This window comes from Pseudomonas mendocina (assembly GCF_900636545.1).
GTDB lineage: Bacteria > Pseudomonadota > Gammaproteobacteria > Pseudomonadales > Pseudomonadaceae > Aquipseudomonas > Aquipseudomonas mendocina.
Genome location: NZ_LR134290.1, coordinates 3,265,809 through 3,284,911, shown reverse-complemented (window position 1 = coordinate 3,284,911; position 19,103 = coordinate 3,265,809). Strand labels below are relative to the sequence as shown.

The following is a 19,103-nucleotide window of genomic DNA, read 5'->3' as shown; positions in this document are numbered from 1 at the left end:
GGGGCGAGCAGGTGGCGTGCCAGGTTGCCGGAATACTGTTCTAGAGCGGATGAAGATTTCTCTGTCGTCTTTTGTAGGCGGAAATTCGCTTGTGTTGGGTGCTTGGGGTAGCGGAAATCCGCCGATTTATTTGCGCTTGATGGGGCGGCAGCCGAGTCAGGCCGCTATCGGTATTTCGCCCCTGTCACATTTTGGCGCGAGTGGCGCGCTATCCGGCGTGGCTCGCAGAGTGAGTGCCAACCCAGTCACATTGCTGGGTGCGGGTTTTCCCCTAGACTTGCCTGACCGATCAGGGACGGCATCAATCGCCAAAGCAGGATGGGCTTTGACGATCGATGCCGTACGCGCATATCCCCGTTGGTTCAGAGGGTCTTCGATGAGCATGCAGAACAAGCCGCAGATGGTGGAAGCCGTGATGTTCTTCAGTGAGCGCGGTATCTGCAAACAGATGATGTTCCCTGAGTTCGAAGCCTTGCTCGACGGTGTGGTGAACATGCCCGAATTCGCCGACGAGCAGATGCGCGCGGTATTCGTGGTGATCAATCCGCGCCTGCTGGTCAAGGCTGCAGTGTTCTTCTTTCTGGACTTTGACGAGGACGGTCGCCCTGACAAGGGCTGGAACATTCCTCTGCAGCACCTGGCCGAGCGTGCCGGCCGTGGCCCGGACCTCGGCGCCGGCCCGATTCGCCTGGCCTGTCGCAGCCAGTGCCCGGTGTCGTGGCACCAGATGCATTTGTGGGACCCGAGCCTGGCCCCTGGGCAAAACGATCTGGTGCTGTTGCGTGATGCAGTCAAACGCAATCAGCTCGGTTTGTTGGTCGAGGACGACAGCGCCCAGGCGGTGGTCGCCGAGCGTTTGCAGGTGGCTCCCGAAGACAAGTGGTATGCCGCGGACCCGGCCAAGGAAGTCGCCGACCAACTGGCGCAGAAGATGGATCAGGAGCACCGCGCCAAGACCGCGCAGTTGATTCAACAGCAACGCCTGCGTATCACCAGCCTGACCCAGCAGCACGAGGAAGAACTGGCCAAGCTCAAGTTGGCCAGCGAGGAGCAGAACAAGCATCTGCAGGCTCAGCTACACGGCCTTCACCAGGCGCTGCGCCAGCAGGAGGAACTCAACGTCAGTCTCAAGGCGCAGTTGGCGGCTCAGGCCGAAAGCTTCCAAAGCAGCCGCGAGGAGATGACGCAACAGTTGCGTGCACTGGAGCGCCATGGTCGTACCGAGGGCGATATCCTGCGTGCGCAGTTTGACGGTGAGGTGCGCGCCAAGGTCGCTGCGGCCGTGGCGGAGTACAAGGAGCAGATCGCCGTGCGCGATGTCGAGCTGGCCTATCGCAACGAACTGGACGCCCAGCAGCAGGCAGAGATCGAACGTCTCAAGCGTGAGCGCGATGCCTTCGCCAGTCAGGGCGGCGACCAGGTACTGGAGCGCTTGGCCAGGCTCGGTGTGGTGTTCGTGGTGTACCATCCCGGCGCCGGGCACCTGACCATTCCGTTGCAGGACGTTGCCCGCTATCAGGACAATCCCATGGCGTACGCGGCCAGCAAATGCTTCGTTTCCGAAGAACAGTACCGTCACTGGCTGGCGCATTATCAGCAGCCTAGCTGCGATGCGACCTTACCTAGCGGTGAACGCTGCGCCATTCCGATCGACCGTGTCGATACCCCCAGCCGTTTCACGCTGGGCGATTCGAACTGCTGTACGCGACACAAGGCGAGTAGCCGTTTGCGTACCGTCAGCTGATTTTGCCGATACACATTCCCCACTGGCGCCCGCAGGCGCCACTGCACCCAGTGAAGCTGCCCTGGCTCGACGCTGCCGGCGTCGAACTCGCCTGCCTGCGCCTCGACCTCGTCGACCCGCTGGTATCCGGCAACAAATGGTTCAAACTCGCGCCCTATCTCGAGCAGGCGGCGGGCGCGCAGGGCGTGATCAGCCTGGGTGGTGCTCATTCCAATCACCTGCATGCGCTGGCCGCTGCGGGGCAGCGTTTTGGTTTCGCCACCGTTGGTTTGCTGCGTGGTGAGGCGCAGCGGACGCCGACCGTCGATGACCTGCAGCGCATGGGCATGCAACTGCACTGGCTGGGTTATGGCGGCTACCGCGCCCGCCATCAGCCGGATTTCTGGACGCCCTGGCTGGCCCGCTACAGTGGCTTTCACGCGATAGGCGAGGGAGGTCTGGGGCTGCAGGGTGCACGAGGTTGCAGCGCTCTGGTCGAGATGGCCGAAAGGCAGCTGACAACGATCGGCTGGGCTGATTTCGAGGCCTGGTGGCTGGCGGCCGGAACCGGTACGACCCTGGCCGGATTGGTGCTTGGTGAGCCGCATCGCGCCGTATTCGGTGCGCTGGCGGTGCCGAGTGACCACGGTGTCGCCGGCCAGGTGGCTAGGCTGCTGGATGAGGCCGGTGAGACGCAGCGGCGCTATCGCCTGATCGACGCCGCGCGTGGCGGTTTTGCCCGGCTCGACGAGCAGTTGCGCCAGTTCATCCAGGACACCGAACGGGCCAGCGGTTTGCCGCTGGAGCCTGTGTATACCGGCAAGGCGCTCATGGCGCTGCGCGAATTCTGTGAAAGTGGTCAACTTGCTCGCGGCAGTCGGCTGATCTTCATTCATACTGGCGGCTTGCAGGGGCGTCGAGCGCTGATGGGCGCAGACGCCGGCTACACTCAGGTCTGACCAGCGGAGCCTGGAAACTTTCATGAGCGAACCCCTTACCCCCGAACAGTTACGCAGCCTGACGCCACTCAATGCGCTCTCCGAGCAGCAGTGGCGTGAGTTGCGCAGCCAACTGGTACCGCAGCCCCTGCTGGCGGGGCAGCTGCTATTTCGCCAGGGCGATCAGGCGCGCCTGACGTGCTATCTGCTGGCCGGTGAGTTGCAGCTGCAGGATGCCGAAGGGCGTACGCAGAGGGTTCAGGCGGGTAGCGAGATCAGCTGTCATCCCGTGTCGCCGGGTTTGCCGCGACTGCATGATGCGCGTGCCCTGACCGATATCAGCGTGCTGATGATCGACAGTGCCACCCTGGATCGCCTGTTGACCTGGCGCCTGGCGCATCAGGACCTGTTGCTGGCACTGCAACAGAGTGGCGTCGATGTCGAGTGGCTGGAGCGACTGCTGGAGAACCCGCTGTTTGCCAAGGTGCCGCCGGCTAACGTGCAGAACATGTTGGGGCGCCTGCAGAGAGTCGAACTTGCGGCGGGCAGTCAGATTCTCGAAGAGGGCGCCAACGGTGACTGCTGTTATTTCCTGGAAAGCGGTCGTGCCGAGGTGATTCGCAGTGCCGGCAGTGATCGCCAGGTGCTGGCGGAACTGGAAGTGGGGGCCTGTTTCGGTGAGGAAGCCCTGCTCGCCGACCGGCCGCGCAACGCTACGGTGACCATGGTCGAAGCCGGCAGCGTGCTGCGCCTGGACCGCCAGGATTTCTTCGCGCTGCTCAAGGCGCCCGTGGTGGCCGAGGTGTCCTTGGGCGAGGCCGCCAGGTTGCTGGGGCAAGGTGCGCAATGGCTCGACGTCCGCTTGCTGGAAGAGTACGAGAAGACGCATGCACCCCAGGCCCTGCATATGCCGTTGCAGTTGTTACGCTTGAAGGCACGCTTGCTGGATCGTTCGCGCACCTATCTGTGCTACTGCGACAGCGGCAAGCGCAGCAGCAGTGCGGTGTTTCTCCTCGCGCAACTGGGTTACAGCGTTTATGCGTTGCGTGACGGCCTGGATGGCTTGCCGGCGGTGCAGCGCGATGCGCTGCTCTGCGAAAGCGGCGCCGGGTATCTGGCGCGCTCCGGGGGGCGTATCGAGCGCAGTCTTTGAGCAGTGCTAGCTCCGGGCTACGAGTGCGCCGGCCATTGATCGTTGACCAGAAAGATTCGCTCGACCTCTCGCCAATCCCCAGCGTGATCTTCCTCCAGTCGTACCAGCAGCTGCGCCTGAGCCTCTGGGCGCAACGTGTTCAGCCATTGCTCAAACATTTCATCGGAGCAGCGTCCATCGGCACTCACCCGCGTTGGCGCCAGCCAGGCCAGTCGTGGAAGCGGCTGCCACTGCGCGCCTGGCCTCGTCACGGCGAAGTCATTCCAGTCACGCTGGCGTAGCCAATTGCCCCGGCAGTGCGCGGGCGCCGCGCCGCGAGGTAATGGGCAGCCGCTAGGCCAGGGATAGAACAGATAGCCGCCGAGCCAGAAGGCTGAGTGAGCCTCGCTCACTTGCAGCTCGTTCAGCAGTCCCCTGGCCTCGCGTCGCGACGACAGAGGCAATTGGTGATGCGCCAGATGGCTCAGTTTCAGGTCGAGTCGATCATGGCTGCCGGGGCCGAGCCAATCAGCGGTATCGCTGCCGTCCGTGCCCAGGTAGAACTTCACCGCCAGCTCCAGGTGATGTTCGCCCTCGTCGTCGCGCAACAGCAGGTCCAGCTCGCCTAGCGTCTGACCGTTGTGGCGGATAGGCAGATTGGCGGCGACCACTTCGACGTCAGGTGCGGCATGCAGGGCGAACTGCCACAGACGCTCGTAGTACAGGCCGAGGCGGCGTACCGGTTTTTCCGCCAGCCAGCTGTGCAGGGCGCTAGGGTCCCTGTCCTGCTGCGCAAGCCAGTCTGCCAGTCGTTGCGGCTGTCGCCTCCAGCAACTGGCTTGCAGGGGGTGGCGCTGGGCTTTCGTGGTTTCACCGAGCATGGGGCTGGAGCACAGCGTCCAGGCCAGATCGCGCACAGCAGGGTTGCGCAGGTTCTGCAGCAGGTCATGCAACATGTCGGGAGCGATCATCATCCGAGCATAGCGCAGTGACGGTGCTGGTTTGCTGTAGCCCGGGCCTTTGGCCGATAATCTCCCATCGTTTCTAATCTGTCTGGCGGGAGTCCCATGGAGCAATTTCGCAATGTCGGCATCATCGGGCGCCTGGGGAGCACGCGGGTTCTGGAAACCGTGCGTCGTCTCAAACGCTTTCTGATCGACCGTCACCTGCATGTGATTCTCGAGGACACCATCGCCGATGTGCTGCCGGGGCACGGCCTGCAGACCTCCTCGCGCAAGATGCTCGGCGAGGTCTGCGATCTGGTGATCGTCGTCGGCGGCGATGGCAGCATGCTCGGCGCGGCGCGCGCCTTGGCACGGCACAAGGTACCGGTGCTGGGGATCAACCGTGGCAGCCTCGGCTTTCTCACCGACATCCGCCCCGATGAGCTGGAACTCAAGGTAGCGCAGGTGCTGGAAGGCCAGTACCTGACCGAGAACCGCTTCCTGCTCGAGGCTGAAGTGCGCCGCCAGGGAGAAGCCATCGGCCAGGGCGATGCGCTCAACGATGTGGTGCTGCACCCCGGTAAATCGACGCGAATGATCGAGTTCGAGTTGTATATCGATGGCCAGTTCGTCTGCAGCCAGAAGGCCGACGGCCTGATCGTGGCCACGCCCACTGGCTCGACCGCCTATGCCCTGTCGGCTGGCGGGCCGATCATGCATCCCAAGCTCGATGCCATCGTGGTCGTGCCGATGTACCCGCACACCCTGTCCAGTCGGCCCATCGTGGTCGACGGCAACAGCGAGCTGAAGGTGGTGGTATCGCCGGACATGACCATCTATCCGCAGGTTTCCTGCGACGGTCAGAACCATTTCACCTGTGCACCAGGCGACACCCTGCACGTGGCCAAGAAGGCACAGAAGCTGCGCCTGATCCATCCGCTGGATCACAACTACTACGAGGTCTGCCGCACCAAACTCGGTTGGGGCAGCCGCCTGGGAGGACAGGACTGAATGTCCCTCGACCCCCATCGTGGTTATGACCTGATCGGTGATATCCACGGTTGTGCGCGCACCCTCGAACGCTTGCTCGAACGTCTGGGTTACAGCCGGCAGAGCGGCGTGTGGCGCCATCCGACGCGTATGGCGATCTTCCTCGGAGACCTGGTCGACCGTGGCCCCGGCATTCGCGAAGCCCTGCATCTGGTGCATGACATGGTGCGTGCCGGCCAGGCGCTGTGCATCATGGGCAACCATGAGTTCAACGCGCTGGGCTGGAGCACGCCGGCGCCGCCGGGTAGTGGCCGCCAGTACGTGCGCGAACACAGCCCGCGCCACCAGCGCCTGATGCGCGAGACATTGGCACAGTTCGAAGACCATCCGCAGGAGTGGCGCGAATTCCTGCGCTGGTTCTACGAGATGCCGCTATTCATCGATGCGGGGCGTTTCCGTGTCGTACATGCCTGCTGGGACGCCGAGCTGATCGCGCCGCTCAAGGCCCAGTTCCCCGATGGCTGCATCGACGAGCACTTCCTGCAGGCCGCAGCCGTGCCTGGCAGTTTCGCCAACATGGCGCTCGACCGTCTGCTGCGCGGTACCGACATGCGCCTGCCGCACGGGCTGACCCTGACCGGCGGCGACGGCTTCACCCGTTCCTACTTCCGCACCAAGTTCTGGGAGGAGAACCCGCAGACTTACGGCGATATCGTCTTCCAGCCCGATGCATTGCCGGAGTTGGCAGCGCAGACGCCCCTGACCGAGCTGCAGAAGGACGAGCTGCTCAGATATGGCGCGCACGAGCCACTGTTGTTCGTTGGTCATTACTGGCGACGCGGCAAACCGGCACCGATTCGAGCGAACCTGGCTTGCCTGGACTACAGCGCGGTGGTCGGCGGTCGTCTGGTCGCTTACCGTCTGGATCAGGAGACGCGTCTGGACGCAGGTAAATTCGTCTGGGTCGATGTCGCTCCGCAGGAGGCGCCGCGATGACGGCAGTCGTAGTTTTGCGCTTGCCGCTGGATACCGATTTGAGCGGCTTCGTCGCCCTGTTGCGGCGTCTTCGAGTGCCGCACCGGGTGGCGGAAGAGGGTGGGCAACAGGTGCTCTGGGTGCCGAGTGAGGAGCTCGCCGAGCAGGTGCGCGAACTCTATGCCCGTCACCCGCAGGGCGACATCGGTGCAGAGTTGCCGGCAAGCGCTGCGCCGGTGCGGGAGAGTTTCTTCAATCAACTGCGCCGCAGCCCGATCACCGCCCTGGTGCTGCTGACCACCTTCATTGTCTTCGCCGTGACCCTGGCCGGAGAGAACTTCGCCGCCATTCGCTGGCTGAGCTTCGTCGATTTTCGTATCGACGGCGAAAGCCTCTACCTCAATTACCTCGATGCGACATTGAGCAGTGGCCAGTGGTGGCGCCTGATTACGCCGATGCTGATCCACTTCGGTTGGCTGCACCTGGCGATGAACAGCCTGTGGTACTGGGAATTGGGGCGGCGTATCGAGTTTCGCCAGGGGGCGATTGGGTTGCTCGGGCTTACCTTGTTGTTCGGCCTGGCGTCGAACTTCGCTCAGTACTGGTGGGCCGGTCCATCGCTCTTCGGTGGTTTGTCCGGCGTGCTCTACGGCTTGCTCGGGCATTGCTGGATCTACCAGCGCCTGGCGCCGAATCCGGCCTACCGGCTGCCGCCCGGCGTATTGGTGATGATGCTGATCTGGCTGGTGGTCTGTATGACCGGAATCTTCGAAACGCTGGGTGTTGGTGCCATTGCCAATGCTGCTCATGTTGGCGGCCTGCTCATCGGCTGCCTGACCGGGCTGCTTGGCGGTATGCTGGCAAGACGCTGATTTATCTGGTGGGCTGAAGCGGAACGCCGCCCGGCTCACCCTACGATTTACTTGGAGACCTGTATGTCGTCCTTTCTCGATGCGATTGAAAACATCACCCCGGAAATCTACGCGAGCCTCAAGCTGGCCGTGGAAATCGGCAAATGGCCGGACGGCCGCAAGCTGACTCAGGAGCAGAAAGAGCTGAGCCTGCAGGCGATGATCGCCTGGGAAATGCAGAACCTGCCGGAAGATCAGCGTACTGGCTACATGGGCCCGCAGGAGTGTCAATCCAAGTCCGAGCCTGCACCCAATCTGCTGTTCAAGTCGTCGGATACCCTTCACTGATGACTGAGTTAGGACGTGGTTCGCTGAGCAAGATGAAGGCGCATCTCGACGCGCCGGTGCAGTACGCCTTTCGCTTGGGCGATGAAGAGGTGCCGGTCAATCCGCTGGTGGGCAAGAGTCTGCGCCTGGAATACCTCGGCGCTATCCACTGCAGCCATTGCGGGCGCAAGACCAAGACCAGTTTCAGCCAAGGTTATTGCTATCCCTGCATGCAGAAGCTGGCGCAGTGTGACGTCTGCATCATGAGCCCGGAGCGCTGCCATTACGACCAAGGCACCTGCCGCGAGCCGAACTGGGGCGAGCAGTTCTGCATGACCGACCATATCGTCTACCTGGCCAATTCCAGTGGTGTGAAGGTCGGCATCACTCGTGCCAGCCAGGTGCCGACACGCTGGATCGACCAGGGTGCGACCCAGGCGCTGCCTATCCTGCGTGTGGCCACCCGGCAGCAGTCCGGCTTCGTCGAGGATCTGCTGCGTTCGCAGGTGGCGGACAAGACCAACTGGCGCGCACTGCTCAAGGGCGACGCCGCGCCGGTCGATCTGCTGGCGACCCGCGAGCAGTTGTTCGATAGCTGCGGCGCGGGTATCACCGAGCTGCAGCAGCGTTTCGGCCTGCAGGCCATCCAGCCCTTGAGCGCGGCCGAGGTGTTGGAAATCCGCTATCCCATCGAGGCTTATCCGGCCAAGATCAGCAGTTTCAACCTGGACAAGTCTCCTCTGGCCGAGGGTACCCTGCTCGGTATCAAGGGCCAGTACCTGATGTTCGACACCGGCGTGATCAATATCCGCAAATACACCGCCTATCAGCTGGCCGTCCACGAGATCGCCGCCTGACACCCGATTGCCACCGGCGCCCGAGGCGCTGCAGACGAGAGGCCAAGAGCCATGCGCACCGAACAATCCAAGACCATCTATCTGAAGGACTATCAGGTTCCCGATTACCTGATCGACGAGACCCACCTGACCTTCGAGCTGTTCGAGGATCACAGCCTGGTGCATGCGCAGCTGGTCATGCGTCGCAACCCCGAAGCTGGCGCCGGCCTGCCGAAGCTGGTGCTGGACGGCCAGCAGCTTGAGCTATTGCACCTCAAGCTCGACGACCGCGAGCTGGGCGAGGGCGATTACACCCTGACCGACAGCCACCTGACCCTGCAGCCGACCCAGGAGCGCTTCGTGGTCGACAGCAGTGTGCGCATCCATCCGGAGAGCAACACCGCGTTGGAAGGCCTGTACAAGTCCGGCACGATGTTCTGCACCCAGTGCGAAGCCGAGGGCTTCCGCAAGATCACCTTCTATCTCGACCGCCCGGACGTGATGAGCAAGTTCACTACCACGGTCAGCGCCGAGCAGCATGCCTACCCGGTGCTGCTGTCCAATGGCAACCCGATTGCCAGCGGTAGCGAAGAGGGCGGTCGGCACTGGGCGACCTGGGAAGACCCGTTCAAGAAGCCGGCCTACCTGTTCGCCCTGGTCGCCGGCGACCTTTGGTGCGTGGAGGACAGCTTCACCACCATGAGCAGCCGCGAAGTCGCGCTGCGCATCTATGTCGAGCCGGAGAACATCGACAAGGTGCAGCACGCCATGGACAGCCTCAAGCGCTCGATGAAGTGGGACGAGGAGGTCTACGGCCGCGAGTACGACCTGGACATCTTCATGATCGTCGCGGTCAACGACTTCAACATGGGCGCCATGGAGAACAAGGGCCTCAATATCTTCAACTCCAGCTGCGTGCTGGCCAAGGCCGAGACCGCCACCGATGCCGCGCACCAGCGCGTCGAGGCGGTGGTGGCGCACGAGTACTTCCACAACTGGTCGGGCAACCGCGTGACCTGCCGCGACTGGTTCCAGCTGTCGCTCAAGGAAGGCTTCACCGTATTCCGCGACAGCGAGTTCTCCGCCGATACCCACTCGCGCACCGTCAAACGCATCGAAGACGTGGCCTACCTGCGTACCCACCAGTTCGCCGAGGACGCCGGCCCCATGGCTCACCCGGTGCGCCCGGATGCGTACATGGAAATCTCCAACTTCTACACCCTGACCATCTACGAGAAGGGTTCGGAAGTGCTGCGCATGATCCACACCCTGCTCGGGCCGGAACTGTTCCGCAAGGGCTCGGACCTGTACTTCGAGCGCCACGACGGCCAGGCCGTGACCTGCGACGATTTCGTCAAGGCCATGGAAGATGCCAGTGGCATCGACCTGACCCAGTTCAAGCGCTGGTACACCCAGGCCGGCACGCCGCGCCTGGAGGTCAGCGAGGCTTATGACGCCGCTGCGCAGACCTACAGCCTGACCTTCCGTCAGAGCTGCCCGGCGACGCCGGGGCAGAGCGAGAAGCTGCCGTTCGTGATTCCCGTGGCGCTCGGTCTGCTCGATGCCCAGGGCAGCGAGCTGCCGCTGCGCCTGCAGGGCGAAAGCGCGGCGCAGGGCACCAGCCGCGTGCTGTCGGTCACCGAAGCCGAGCAGACCTTCACCTTCGCAGGCATCGCAGGCAAGCCGCTGCCATCGCTGCTGCGCGGCTTCAGTGCGCCGGTCAAACTGCACTTCCCCTATGACCGCGATCAGCTGATGTTCCTCATGCAGCACGACAGCGATGGATTCAATCGTTGGGAAGCGGGCCAGCAATTGTCGGTACAGGTGCTGCAGGAGCTGATCGGCCAGCACCAGCGTGGCGAGGCCCTGGTGCTGAATCAGCGCCTGGTCACTGCCTTGCGTACCCTGCTCGAAGACGAGTCGCTGGATCAGGCCATGGTCGCCGAGATGCTCTCGCTGCCGGGCGAGGCGTATCTGACCGAGATCAGCGAAGTGGCCGATGTCGAAGCCATCCACGCCGCGCGCGAGTTCGCTCGCAAGGAGCTGGCGAGCGCGCTGTTCGCCCCGCTGTGGGCGCGCTATCAGGCCAACCGCGAAGTCTCCAAGGCCACGCCGTATGTCGCCGAGGCGGCGCACTTCGCCCGCCGTAGTCTGCAGAACATCGCGCTGTCTTATCTGATGCTCAGCGAGAAGCCCGAGGTATTGGCGGCCTGCGTCGATCAGTTCGAGAACGCCGACAACATGACCGAGCGCCTTGCCGCGCTGGCCGTACTGGTCAACTCACCGTTCCAGGCAGAGCAGAGCAAGGCCCTGGCCATGTTCGCCGACTTCTTCAAGGACAATGCGCTGGTCATGGATCAGTGGTTCAGCGTGCAGGCCGGCTGCCCGCTGCCAGGCGGCCTGGAGCGTGTGCATGCGTTGATGCAGCACGAAGCCTTCACCCTGAAGAACCCGAACAAGGTGCGTTCGCTGATCGGCGCCTTCGCCAACCAGAACCTGATCAACTTTCACCAGGCCGATGGCTCGGGCTATCGCTTTCTCGCCGACCAGGTGATCACCCTCAACGCCCTCAACCCGCAGATCGCTTCGCGCCTGCTGGCGCCGCTGACTCGCTGGCGCAAATATGGCGAGGCTCGCCAGGCGCTGATGAAGGCAGAACTGGAGCGCATCCTCGCCTCTGGTGAACTCTCTAGCGATGTCTATGAGGTCGTGAGCAAAAGCCTGGCCTAAGGCGGGTTTTGCTCTACAAAAAGTGTTACCGGCCTTCGGCTGGTAACACTTTTTTGTTACCTGATGAAATGTGCACGCAACCCGTTATGCGTTTGCGCACTTAAGTTCTGTGTTGATTGCTTGACAACGAGGCTTCTTTCAGGAGTGAGTCGTGCTTGGTTGCGTGTGGCAGGTGGCATAAAGCGTCGGATCGTAGGACAAGATGCGCCATTTTTTCTGACGCGTTGGTCAGTGGCTGATCAGTCACTATCTGGGTGGTATCAAGACCTCTAGCTAGCGTCTTTGGCGTGATACATCCGTTTGAATTGGCATCATGGTTGCAGTGCTGGCCAAGGTTTCGGTTTCCGCACATTAGCGCGTGGAGCCGCGGATTTCACCGCTTCAAATAAAAAAGCCGTCGCCAGTACGGCAAGATCGCGGCCCTGATACGGGATCGCTCAAAAGAATGATCTGTCCACGGAGTGAGTCTCGATGGAAATTAAGTCCCGCAAGCCTGTTCTACGTTTTGCCCCGGCCAAGGCCGGCTTTGCGTTCGCTGGTGTTCTGCCGTTGCTGGTCGCCGCCCAGGCTCAAGCGGTGGAGTTCAGTTTCGCCGATAACGAAATCACCGGTTCCATCGATACCACCATCTCCTACGGCCAGCTGTGGCGTGTCCAGGGGCAGGACAAGACCAACAACGACATCAATACCAACGACGGCAACCGCAACTTCGATACTGGCCTGGTTTCCGAAGTGTTCAAGATCACCACGGACCTGGAAGCGTCCTACCAGAACTATGGTGTGTTCATTCGAGGCACCGCCTTCTATGACACCCAGATCATGGACAAGCGCAACGATTACAACGATGCCAACAGTCCGGCTCAGCCTAGCCAAACCTACCCGCGTAACAACTCTTTCACCCGCGAAACCCGACACAAGGCGGGGCGTGATGCGCAGATCCTTGATGCCTACGTCTATGGCAACTGGGATGTAGGTGATATGCCGGTCTCCGGTCGTTTCGGTAAGCAGGTCTTCAACTGGGGTGAAGGCCTGTTCTACCGTGGCGGCGTGAATACTACCAACCCAGTAGATGCCGCCAAGTTCCGCTTGCCGGGCTCGGAGGTCAAGGAAGTACTGGTCCCGGTCGAGGCGCTGAGTTTCAACGTTGGCCTGACGGACAACCTGTCGATGGAAGCCTTCTACCAATGGAACTGGAAAGAAACCGCTATCGATCCGGTCGGCACTTATTTCTCTGAAACCGACCTATTCGCCGATGGTGGTAGTACTGCTTATACGACAGTGGGGGCGCTATCTAACCCCTTGTTCCAAACCGTATACAACGGCGCTGTAAACGGAGGTATTGCAGGTCTGCCGGCAAACTTCGGCGGACTGCAGGGTACAAGCTACCTAGACAGTAACGGCGTGATTAAGGTCGCGAACGTAGGGCCGGATATCAACGCCAAGAACGATGGTCAGTTCGGTATCGCATTCCGTTATATAGCCGAGGAGCTGAACTCCACTGAGTTTGGATTCTACTTCGTTAATTATCATGCGAAAGAGCCGACTATTTACGCTGATCTTAACGCCAGCTATGCCGGCCTCAATATCGATCAACTGGCTAGCCTGGGCAGCCTGCTTGGCGTCAGTGCCAGCAGCTACGATGATTTGGTGAATCAGGCTGCTACCAATCCTGCTGCCGCTACAGTGCTCGGTTTGGTCAATGGCGCAGCGGCAGTTGACGTCGCCAACCAAGTCAATGCCCGTCGCGAGTACGCCGAAGATATTCGCATGTACGGTATGAGCTTCAACACTACTGTGGGAGTTGCCTCGGTATTCGGTGAATTGTCTTATCGTCCGAACCTGCCGATCGGTATCGCTACCACCAACGACCTGCTTGGTGACCTGCTTGGACAGGCGGCCTATCTGGCTGATGGTCGCCAGGTGAATATCGGCGGTCAGATGGTTGATATCAACGATCAGATTCATAACTCTGAGCGTGTCGAGGCATTCAATACCTCGTTGGGCACCATCTATAATTTTGGCCCCTCATTCGGTTTCGACTCGCTGTTCGGTGTTGCAGAACTGGCGTCCGAGCACATTCGTGGCAGCAGCCTGCAATACACCGCCTATGACGGCACCCGTCGTTATTACTCCGGTCGTGGTAACGGTTCTTACGTCTCCGGCTACGACCGCGACGACCAGGTCAACAAGAATGCCTACGGCTACACCTTGGTGCTCTCTGGTACCTGGAACGACGTCTACGCTGGCGTGAACCTGTCGCCGTTCGCCGTGTTCAAGCACGACTTCGAAGGCAACTCGCACCAGACCGGCAACTTCATCGAAGGTCGCAAGGCCTACACCGTCGGTATGCGCGCCAGCTACCTGAACAGCCTGGAAGCCGAGATTCAGTACACCGAGTTCTATGGCGCTGGCCAGAACAACGGTGCACGTGATCGCGACAATATCGGCCTGAACGTCAAGTATTCCTTCTAATACCTATAACCAGAAACACGCCGGGCGCCTTGGGCGCTCGGCAATACTCTTCACGGAGAATTACCCATGCTGAACAAGCACAGGCTGATGGCCGTAGCCGTTGCACTGGCGTTTTCCGCCGGTTCCGCGCTGGCTGCCGTTTCCCCGCAGGAAGCCGCCAAGCTCGGCGATACCCTGACGCCCTTCGGCGCCGAGAAAGCCGGCAATGCCGCCGGCACTATTCCGGCCTGGACCGGTGGTATCACCCAGGCGCCGGCTGGCTATACCCGCTCGGGCCAGCACCACGTCAATCCGTTCCCGGACGACAAGCCGCTGTTCACCATCACCGCGGCCAACCTTAGCCAGTACGAGGCCAACCTGACCCCGGGTCAGATCGCCATGTTCAAGGCTTATCCGGAAAGCTATCAGATGCCGGTGTACCAGACCCGCCGCTCCGGCTCCGCGCCGCAGTGGGTCTATGACAACACCATCAAGAACGCCACCAGCGCCAAGCTGGCCGATGGCGGGAACGGTTTCAGCAACGCCTATGGCGGCATCCCGTTCCCGATTCCGCAAAATGGCGTGGAAGCGCTGTGGAACCACATCGCCCGCTATCGCGGCACCTACATCGTGCGCCGCGCCTCGGAAGTGGCGGTGCAGCGCAACGGTTCCTACTCGCTGGTGACCTCGCAGCAGGAAGCACTGTTCAAGTACTACCTGCAGAACGGCTCCTTCGCCGATCTGAACAACATCATGTTCTATTACCTGTCCTTCACCACCAGCCCGGCGCGTCTGGCCGGTGGCGCGACCCTGGTTCACGAGACCCTGGATCAGGTGAAGGAACCGCGTCAGGCCTGGGGCTACAACGCTGGCCAGCGTCGTGTACGTCGTGCACCGAACCTGGCTTACGACACGCCGATCGCCGCTGCTGACGGCCTGCGTACTGCCGATGACACCGACATGTTCAACGGTGCTCCGGATCGCTATGACTGGAAGCTGGTGGGCAAGAAGGAAATCTACATCCCGTACAACAACTACAAGGTCACCAGCCCTGAGGTTAAGTACAAGGATCTGCTGCAGGTTGGTCACCTCAACCCGGCTCTGACCCGTAACGAGTTGCATCGCGTATGGGTGGTCGAGGGCACGCTGAAGTCCGGTGCGCGTCATATCTACTCCAAGCGCACCCTGTTCCTTGACGAGGACAGCTGGCAGGCCGCGGTAGTGGATCAGTACGACGGCCGTGGTGAGCTGTGGCGCGTTTCCATCGCCTACCTGAAGAACTACTACGACCTGCCGACCACCTGGTCCGCACTCGACGTGTTCCATGACCTGCAGGCGCGTCGTTATCACGTGCAGAACCTGGATAACGAAGAGAGCAACACCATCGACTTCACCCAGGCAGTTCCGGACGACGGCTATTTCAAGCCTGCTGCCCTGCGTCGCCGCGGCACTCGATAATAGTTGTGTAGTCTCGCGCGAAGGCCGCTACAGTAGTAGCGGCCTTTTCGTATCAGCTTGGCGAATAGGCTTCTATAACGCGGGTTCTGCCTTAACAAAACATAACGTCGCGCCAATTGTCAGGGCTTTCCGAAGCTCGCTAGGATGGGCAGCCTGCTAATCAGCAGTACCGCCTATAACAAGAAAGGGGGAAGGTATATGAGTGAGCCCGTCATGCGGCGCACCCAGTCCGGTCTGGCGCCCAACCTGGCGCGCAAATCGGCGCTCCGTGTCCATTCGCCGCTGGCTAAAGCGCTCTCGCTGTGCAGTGTGCTTTCCATTCTGGCTTTCGCTGCCGCACCCTTGCAGGCTGAGACCTCGGCTGCGGCTGACGCCGGTTACGCCATCGAGTCGCCCAAGGCCGTGCATAGCCTGCTGCTCGATGTGGTCAACACCGGTGAGCGCCTGGTTGCCGTTGGCGACCGCGGCCACATTCTCTATTCCAACGATCAAGGACAAAGCTGGCAGCAGGCCAAGGTACCGACGCGGCAGATGCTGACCTCCCTGTTCTTCGTCGATGCCAAGCATGGCTGGGTCGTCGGCCACGATGCGCAGATTCTCGCAACGGCCGATGGCGGCCTGACCTGGACCAAGCAGTTCGAAGACCTCGAGCGCGAAGCGCCGCTGCTGGATATCTGGTTCAAGGACCTGCAAACCGGTTACGCCGTAGGGGCCTACGGGGCGCTGCTGGAAACCACCGATGGTGGCCAGAACTGGGAAGATGTCAGCGATCGTCTCGATAACGAAGATGCCTATCACCTCAACGCCATTACTGCCGTGAAGGATTCCGGTCTGTTCATCGTCGGTGAGCTGGGGCAGATGTTCCGCTCCGCCGACTGGGGCCAGACCTGGGAGCGCCTCGAGGATCTGCCTTACGAGGGGTCGTTGTTTGGCGTGCTCGGCACCGACCAGCCCGCTACCTTGCTGGCCTACGGTCTGCGTGGCCACCTGTTCCGCTCCACCGACTTCGGTGACAGCTGGCAACAGGTCAAGCTCAATACCCCGAACAATGGCCCACTGGAGTTCGGTTTGGCCGATGGCGCGCTGCTGAACGATGGCAGCGTCGTGGTAGTGGGGCATGGTGGCACTGTCTTGCGCAGCAAAGATCATGGCCAGACATTCAGCCTGATCAATCGCCCCGATCGCCTTTCACTGGCCGGGGTCACTGCACTGGATAACGGCAACCTGATCCTGGTGGGGCAGGGCGGCGTTCACCTCGCCGCCTCGACTGGCGCCGATCTGGGCCAACAATAACAAGCCGGGAGCCTTTGCATGACCAAGCATCAACAACAGCCCGCCTCCTTCCTCGAGCGGCTGATCTTCAACAATCGCCCGGCAGTTATCCTGATCTGCCTTTTGATCAGCATCTTCCTGTTCTATCAGGCTGCGCAGGTACGCCCGCAGACCAGCTTCGAGAAGATGATTCCGCTGGGGCACCCCTATATCCAGAAGATGCTCGAACACCGTAATGACCTGTCCAACCTGGGCAACACGGTGCGCATCTCGGTAGAAGCCACCAATGGCGATATCTTCAGCAAGGAATACATGGAGACGCTACGGCAGATCCATGACGAGGCCTTCTACATTCCTGGTGTCGACCGTTCCGGGCTGAAGTCGCTTTGGAGCCCCAGCGTGCGCTGGACCGAAGTGACCGAAGAAGGCTTCGCCGGTGGCGAGGTGATTCCGCAGACCTACGACGGCTCTGCCGACAGCCTCGAGGATTTGCGCAGCAACATCCTCAAGTCGGGTCAGATCGGTCGTCTGGTGGCGAACAACTTCAAATCCAGCATCGTCGATATCCCGCTGCTGGAGTCCTATCCGGACCCGAATGACCAGAGCAAGCTGATCAAGCTCGACTATCAGAAGTTCTCCCACGAACTGGAAGAGAAGATCCGCGACAAGTACCAGGCGCAGAACCCGGATGTGAAAGTGCACATCATCGGTTTCGCCAAGAAGGTCGGTGACCTGATCGACGGCCTGATCGGCGTGGCGCTGTTCTTCGCCGTGGCCATCGGCATCACCTTCGCGCTGCTGCTGTGGTTCACCCGCTGCGTCAAGAGCACCATGGCTGTGCTGATCACCACGTTGATTGCGGTGATCTGGCAGTTGGGGTTGCTGCACACCCTGGGCTTCGGTCTCGACCCTTACTCGATGCTGGTACCGTTCCTGGTATTCGCCATCGGTATTTCCCATGGGGTACAGAAGATCAATGGCATCGCCATGGCTTCCGGCGAGGCTACTGACGCCCTGTCTGCCGCGCGCATGGCCTTCCGTCAGCTGTTCATTCCTGGCCTGGTGGCGCTGTTGTCCGACGCCGTCGGTTTCGTGACCCTGCTGCTGATCGACATCGGCGTGATCCGCGAACTGGCCATCGGCGCGTCGATGGGCGTTGCGGTGATCATCCTGACCAACCTGATCCTGCTGCCGGTGATGATCTCCTACGTCGGCATCAGCCAGAAGGCGGTGCAGATCAGTCGCGAAGAGGCGGCCAAAGACCATCCGTTCTGGCGTGCGATCTCCAATTGCGCCCATCCGATGGTGGCACCCATCTCCGTCGTGGTTGCCGTGGTGGCGCTGGCTGGCGGTGTCTGGTACGGCCAGAACCTGAAGATCGGCGACCTCGACCAGGGCGCGCCGGAGCTGCATCCAGACTCGCGTTACAACCTAGACAACGACTTCGTCATCCGCAACTACTCGACCAGTTCGGACGTGCTGGTGGTGATGATCAAGACGCCTAGCGAGGGTTGCTCCACCTATGAAGCACTGTCCGCCATGGACGAGCTGATGTGGAAGATGGAGAACACCGAAGGTGTGCAGTCGGCCATCTCCATGGTCACTGTATCCAAGCAGGTGATCAAGGGCATGAACGAGGGCAACCTGAAATGGGAAACCCTGTCGCGCAACCAGGATGTTCTGAACAACTCCATCGCTCGTGCTGAAGGCTTGTACAACGCGGACTGCTCGGTCGCGCCGGTGCTGATCTTCCTCGAGGACCACAAGGCCGAAACCCTGTCGCGCGCCGTAGCCGCCGCCGAAGAGTTCGCCGCGCAGCACAGCACCGACGAGCTGCAGGTGGTACTGGCAGCGGGTAACGCCGGTATCGAGGCGGCCACCAACGAGGTGATCGCAGCGTCCGAGACCACCATGCTCATCGCGGTCTATGCGGCAGTCAGCATCATGTGTCTACTGACCTTCCGCTCGCTGGCAGCGACCCTTTGCGTGATCCTGCCGCTGGTGCTGACCTCGGTGCTGGGCAACGCGCTGATGGCCTTCATGGGGATCGGTGTGAAGGTCGCCACACTGCCGGTGATCGCGCTGGGCGTGGGTATCGGTGTCGACTACGGCATCTACATCTACAGCCGTCTGGAGACCTACCTGCGTCAGGGCATGCCGCTGCAGGAAGCTTACTACGAGACGCTGAAGTCCACGGGTAAGGCAGTGCTGTTCACCGGCGTCTGCCTGGCCATCGGTGTGGCGACCTGGATCTTCTCGGCGATCAAGTTCCAGGCTGACATGGGCCTGATGCTGACCTTCATGTTCCTGTGGAACATGATCGGCGCGATCTGGCTGCTGCCGGCTCTGGCTCGCTTCCTGATCAATACCGAGAAAATGCGCGCCAAGGCTTGATGCCTGCAGCGCAAAACAAAAACCGCGGCCTCGGGCCGCGGTTTTTTTTCGATGTAGTTGAGCGCTGGCCCCGGATTGTATC

14 protein-coding genes are annotated in these 19,103 nt (G+C 61.2%); 13 read left to right on the top strand and 1 reads right to left on the bottom strand.

The genetic code is table 11. The annotated features are described in order from the left end of the window. Positions 1 to 376 precede the first annotated feature (376 nt). The 3 genes from EL191_RS15145 to EL191_RS15135 are packed head-to-tail and all read left to right on the top strand — an operon-like array spanning position 377 to position 3,814. The gene (locus EL191_RS15145) at positions 377 to 1,744 is read left to right on the top strand and encodes a coiled-coil domain-containing protein (RefSeq protein WP_041980795.1); all 1,368 of its coding nucleotides are present in this window, start codon (positions 377 to 379) and stop codon (positions 1,742 to 1,744) included. Between the two features lie 50 nt (positions 1,745 to 1,794). Then, positions 1,795 to 2,682 carry a 1-aminocyclopropane-1-carboxylate deaminase/D-cysteine desulfhydrase gene (locus EL191_RS15140; protein WP_017364046.1) on the top strand — a complete coding sequence of 296 codons (888 nt, stop codon included), beginning with the start codon at positions 1,795 to 1,797 and terminating at the stop codon, positions 2,680 to 2,682. A gap of 22 nt (positions 2,683 to 2,704) precedes the next feature. Next, the gene (locus EL191_RS15135; RefSeq protein ID WP_041980796.1) at positions 2,705 to 3,814 is read left to right on the top strand and encodes a cyclic nucleotide-binding domain-containing protein; all 1,110 of its coding nucleotides are present in this window, start codon (positions 2,705 to 2,707) and stop codon (positions 3,812 to 3,814) included. Between the two features lie 17 nt (positions 3,815 to 3,831). Here EL191_RS15135 and EL191_RS15130 read toward each other — a convergent pair whose 3' ends face one another. Next, a complete protein-coding gene (locus tag EL191_RS15130) occupies positions 3,832 to 4,767 on the bottom strand; it encodes a DUF1853 family protein (RefSeq protein WP_374189633.1) in 936 nt (311 codons plus the stop codon). Between the two features lie 93 nt (positions 4,768 to 4,860). Between EL191_RS15130 and EL191_RS15125 the strand changes: the two genes are divergently transcribed. From EL191_RS15125 to EL191_RS15080, 10 genes are all read left to right on the top strand, one after another. After that, on the top strand, positions 4,861 to 5,748 hold the full coding sequence (locus EL191_RS15125; RefSeq protein ID WP_013716320.1) for an NAD(+) kinase: 888 nt from the start codon (positions 4,861 to 4,863) through the stop codon (positions 5,746 to 5,748). After that, entirely contained in the window at positions 5,749 to 6,723 is a 975-nt protein-coding gene (locus EL191_RS15120) for a metallophosphoesterase (protein WP_041980797.1), read from the top strand. Then, positions 6,720 to 7,574 carry a rhomboid family intramembrane serine protease gene (locus EL191_RS15115; RefSeq protein ID WP_041980798.1) on the top strand — a complete coding sequence of 285 codons (855 nt, stop codon included), beginning with the start codon at positions 6,720 to 6,722 and terminating at the stop codon, positions 7,572 to 7,574. Before EL191_RS15120 ends, EL191_RS15115 begins: the two co-directional genes overlap by 4 nt. A 63-nt stretch (positions 7,575 to 7,637) precedes the next feature. After that, positions 7,638 to 7,901 (top strand): YeaC family protein, encoded by a 264-nt coding sequence (locus EL191_RS15110; RefSeq protein WP_013716317.1) that lies wholly within the window; start codon positions 7,638 to 7,640, stop codon positions 7,899 to 7,901. After that, positions 7,901 to 8,737 (top strand): DUF2797 domain-containing protein, encoded by an 837-nt coding sequence (locus tag EL191_RS15105; RefSeq protein WP_041980799.1) that lies wholly within the window; start codon positions 7,901 to 7,903, stop codon positions 8,735 to 8,737. The genes EL191_RS15110 and EL191_RS15105 overlap by 1 nt, the downstream gene beginning before the upstream one ends. A gap of 51 nt (positions 8,738 to 8,788) precedes the next feature. Further along, positions 8,789 to 11,446: an aminopeptidase N gene (gene pepN, locus EL191_RS15100; protein ID WP_041980800.1), complete on the top strand. Its 2,658-nt coding sequence runs from the start codon at positions 8,789 to 8,791 to the stop codon at positions 11,444 to 11,446. A 471-nt stretch (positions 11,447 to 11,917) separates the two neighbouring features. Next, positions 11,918 to 13,918, top strand: a complete 2,001-nt coding sequence (locus EL191_RS15095; RefSeq protein ID WP_041980801.1) for a DUF1302 domain-containing protein — start codon at positions 11,918 to 11,920, stop codon at positions 13,916 to 13,918. A gap of 66 nt (positions 13,919 to 13,984) precedes the next feature. Continuing rightward, positions 13,985 to 15,355 carry a DUF1329 domain-containing protein gene (locus EL191_RS15090; protein WP_017364038.1) on the top strand — a complete coding sequence of 457 codons (1,371 nt, stop codon included), beginning with the start codon at positions 13,985 to 13,987 and terminating at the stop codon, positions 15,353 to 15,355. A 198-nt stretch (positions 15,356 to 15,553) separates the two neighbouring features. Continuing rightward, positions 15,554 to 16,648 (top strand): YCF48-related protein, encoded by a 1,095-nt coding sequence (locus EL191_RS15085; RefSeq protein WP_036994651.1) that lies wholly within the window; start codon positions 15,554 to 15,556, stop codon positions 16,646 to 16,648. Positions 16,649 to 16,666: 18 nt separating this feature from the next. Next, positions 16,667 to 19,021 carry an efflux RND transporter permease subunit gene (locus EL191_RS15080; RefSeq protein WP_013716311.1) on the top strand — a complete coding sequence of 785 codons (2,355 nt, stop codon included), beginning with the start codon at positions 16,667 to 16,669 and terminating at the stop codon, positions 19,019 to 19,021. The last annotated feature ends 82 nt before the right edge of the window (positions 19,022 to 19,103 follow it).

Excerpts from the sequence above, each read along its gene's own strand:
- EL191_RS15145 (WP_041980795.1), top strand. The coding sequence starts at position 377 with ATGAGCATGCAGAACAAGCCGCAGATGGTGGAAGCCGTGATGTTCTTC.
- EL191_RS15135 (WP_041980796.1), top strand. The coding sequence starts at position 2,705 with ATGAGCGAACCCCTTACCCCCGAACAGTTACGCAGCCTGACGCCACTC.
- EL191_RS15130 (WP_374189633.1), bottom strand. The coding sequence starts at position 4,767 with ATGATGATCGCTCCCGACATGTTGCATGACCTGCTGCAGAACCTGCGC.
- EL191_RS15125 (WP_013716320.1), top strand. The coding sequence starts at position 4,861 with ATGGAGCAATTTCGCAATGTCGGCATCATCGGGCGCCTGGGGAGCACG.
- EL191_RS15120 (WP_041980797.1), top strand. The coding sequence starts at position 5,749 with ATGTCCCTCGACCCCCATCGTGGTTATGACCTGATCGGTGATATCCAC.
- EL191_RS15115 (WP_041980798.1), top strand. The coding sequence starts at position 6,720 with ATGACGGCAGTCGTAGTTTTGCGCTTGCCGCTGGATACCGATTTGAGC.
- EL191_RS15110 (WP_013716317.1), top strand. The coding sequence starts at position 7,638 with ATGTCGTCCTTTCTCGATGCGATTGAAAACATCACCCCGGAAATCTAC.
- EL191_RS15105 (WP_041980799.1), top strand. The coding sequence starts at position 7,901 with ATGACTGAGTTAGGACGTGGTTCGCTGAGCAAGATGAAGGCGCATCTC.
- pepN (WP_041980800.1), top strand. The coding sequence starts at position 8,789 with ATGCGCACCGAACAATCCAAGACCATCTATCTGAAGGACTATCAGGTT.
- EL191_RS15095 (WP_041980801.1), top strand. The coding sequence starts at position 11,918 with ATGGAAATTAAGTCCCGCAAGCCTGTTCTACGTTTTGCCCCGGCCAAG.
- EL191_RS15090 (WP_017364038.1), top strand. The coding sequence starts at position 13,985 with ATGCTGAACAAGCACAGGCTGATGGCCGTAGCCGTTGCACTGGCGTTT.
- EL191_RS15085 (WP_036994651.1), top strand. The coding sequence starts at position 15,554 with ATGAGTGAGCCCGTCATGCGGCGCACCCAGTCCGGTCTGGCGCCCAAC.
- EL191_RS15080 (WP_013716311.1), top strand. The coding sequence starts at position 16,667 with ATGACCAAGCATCAACAACAGCCCGCCTCCTTCCTCGAGCGGCTGATC.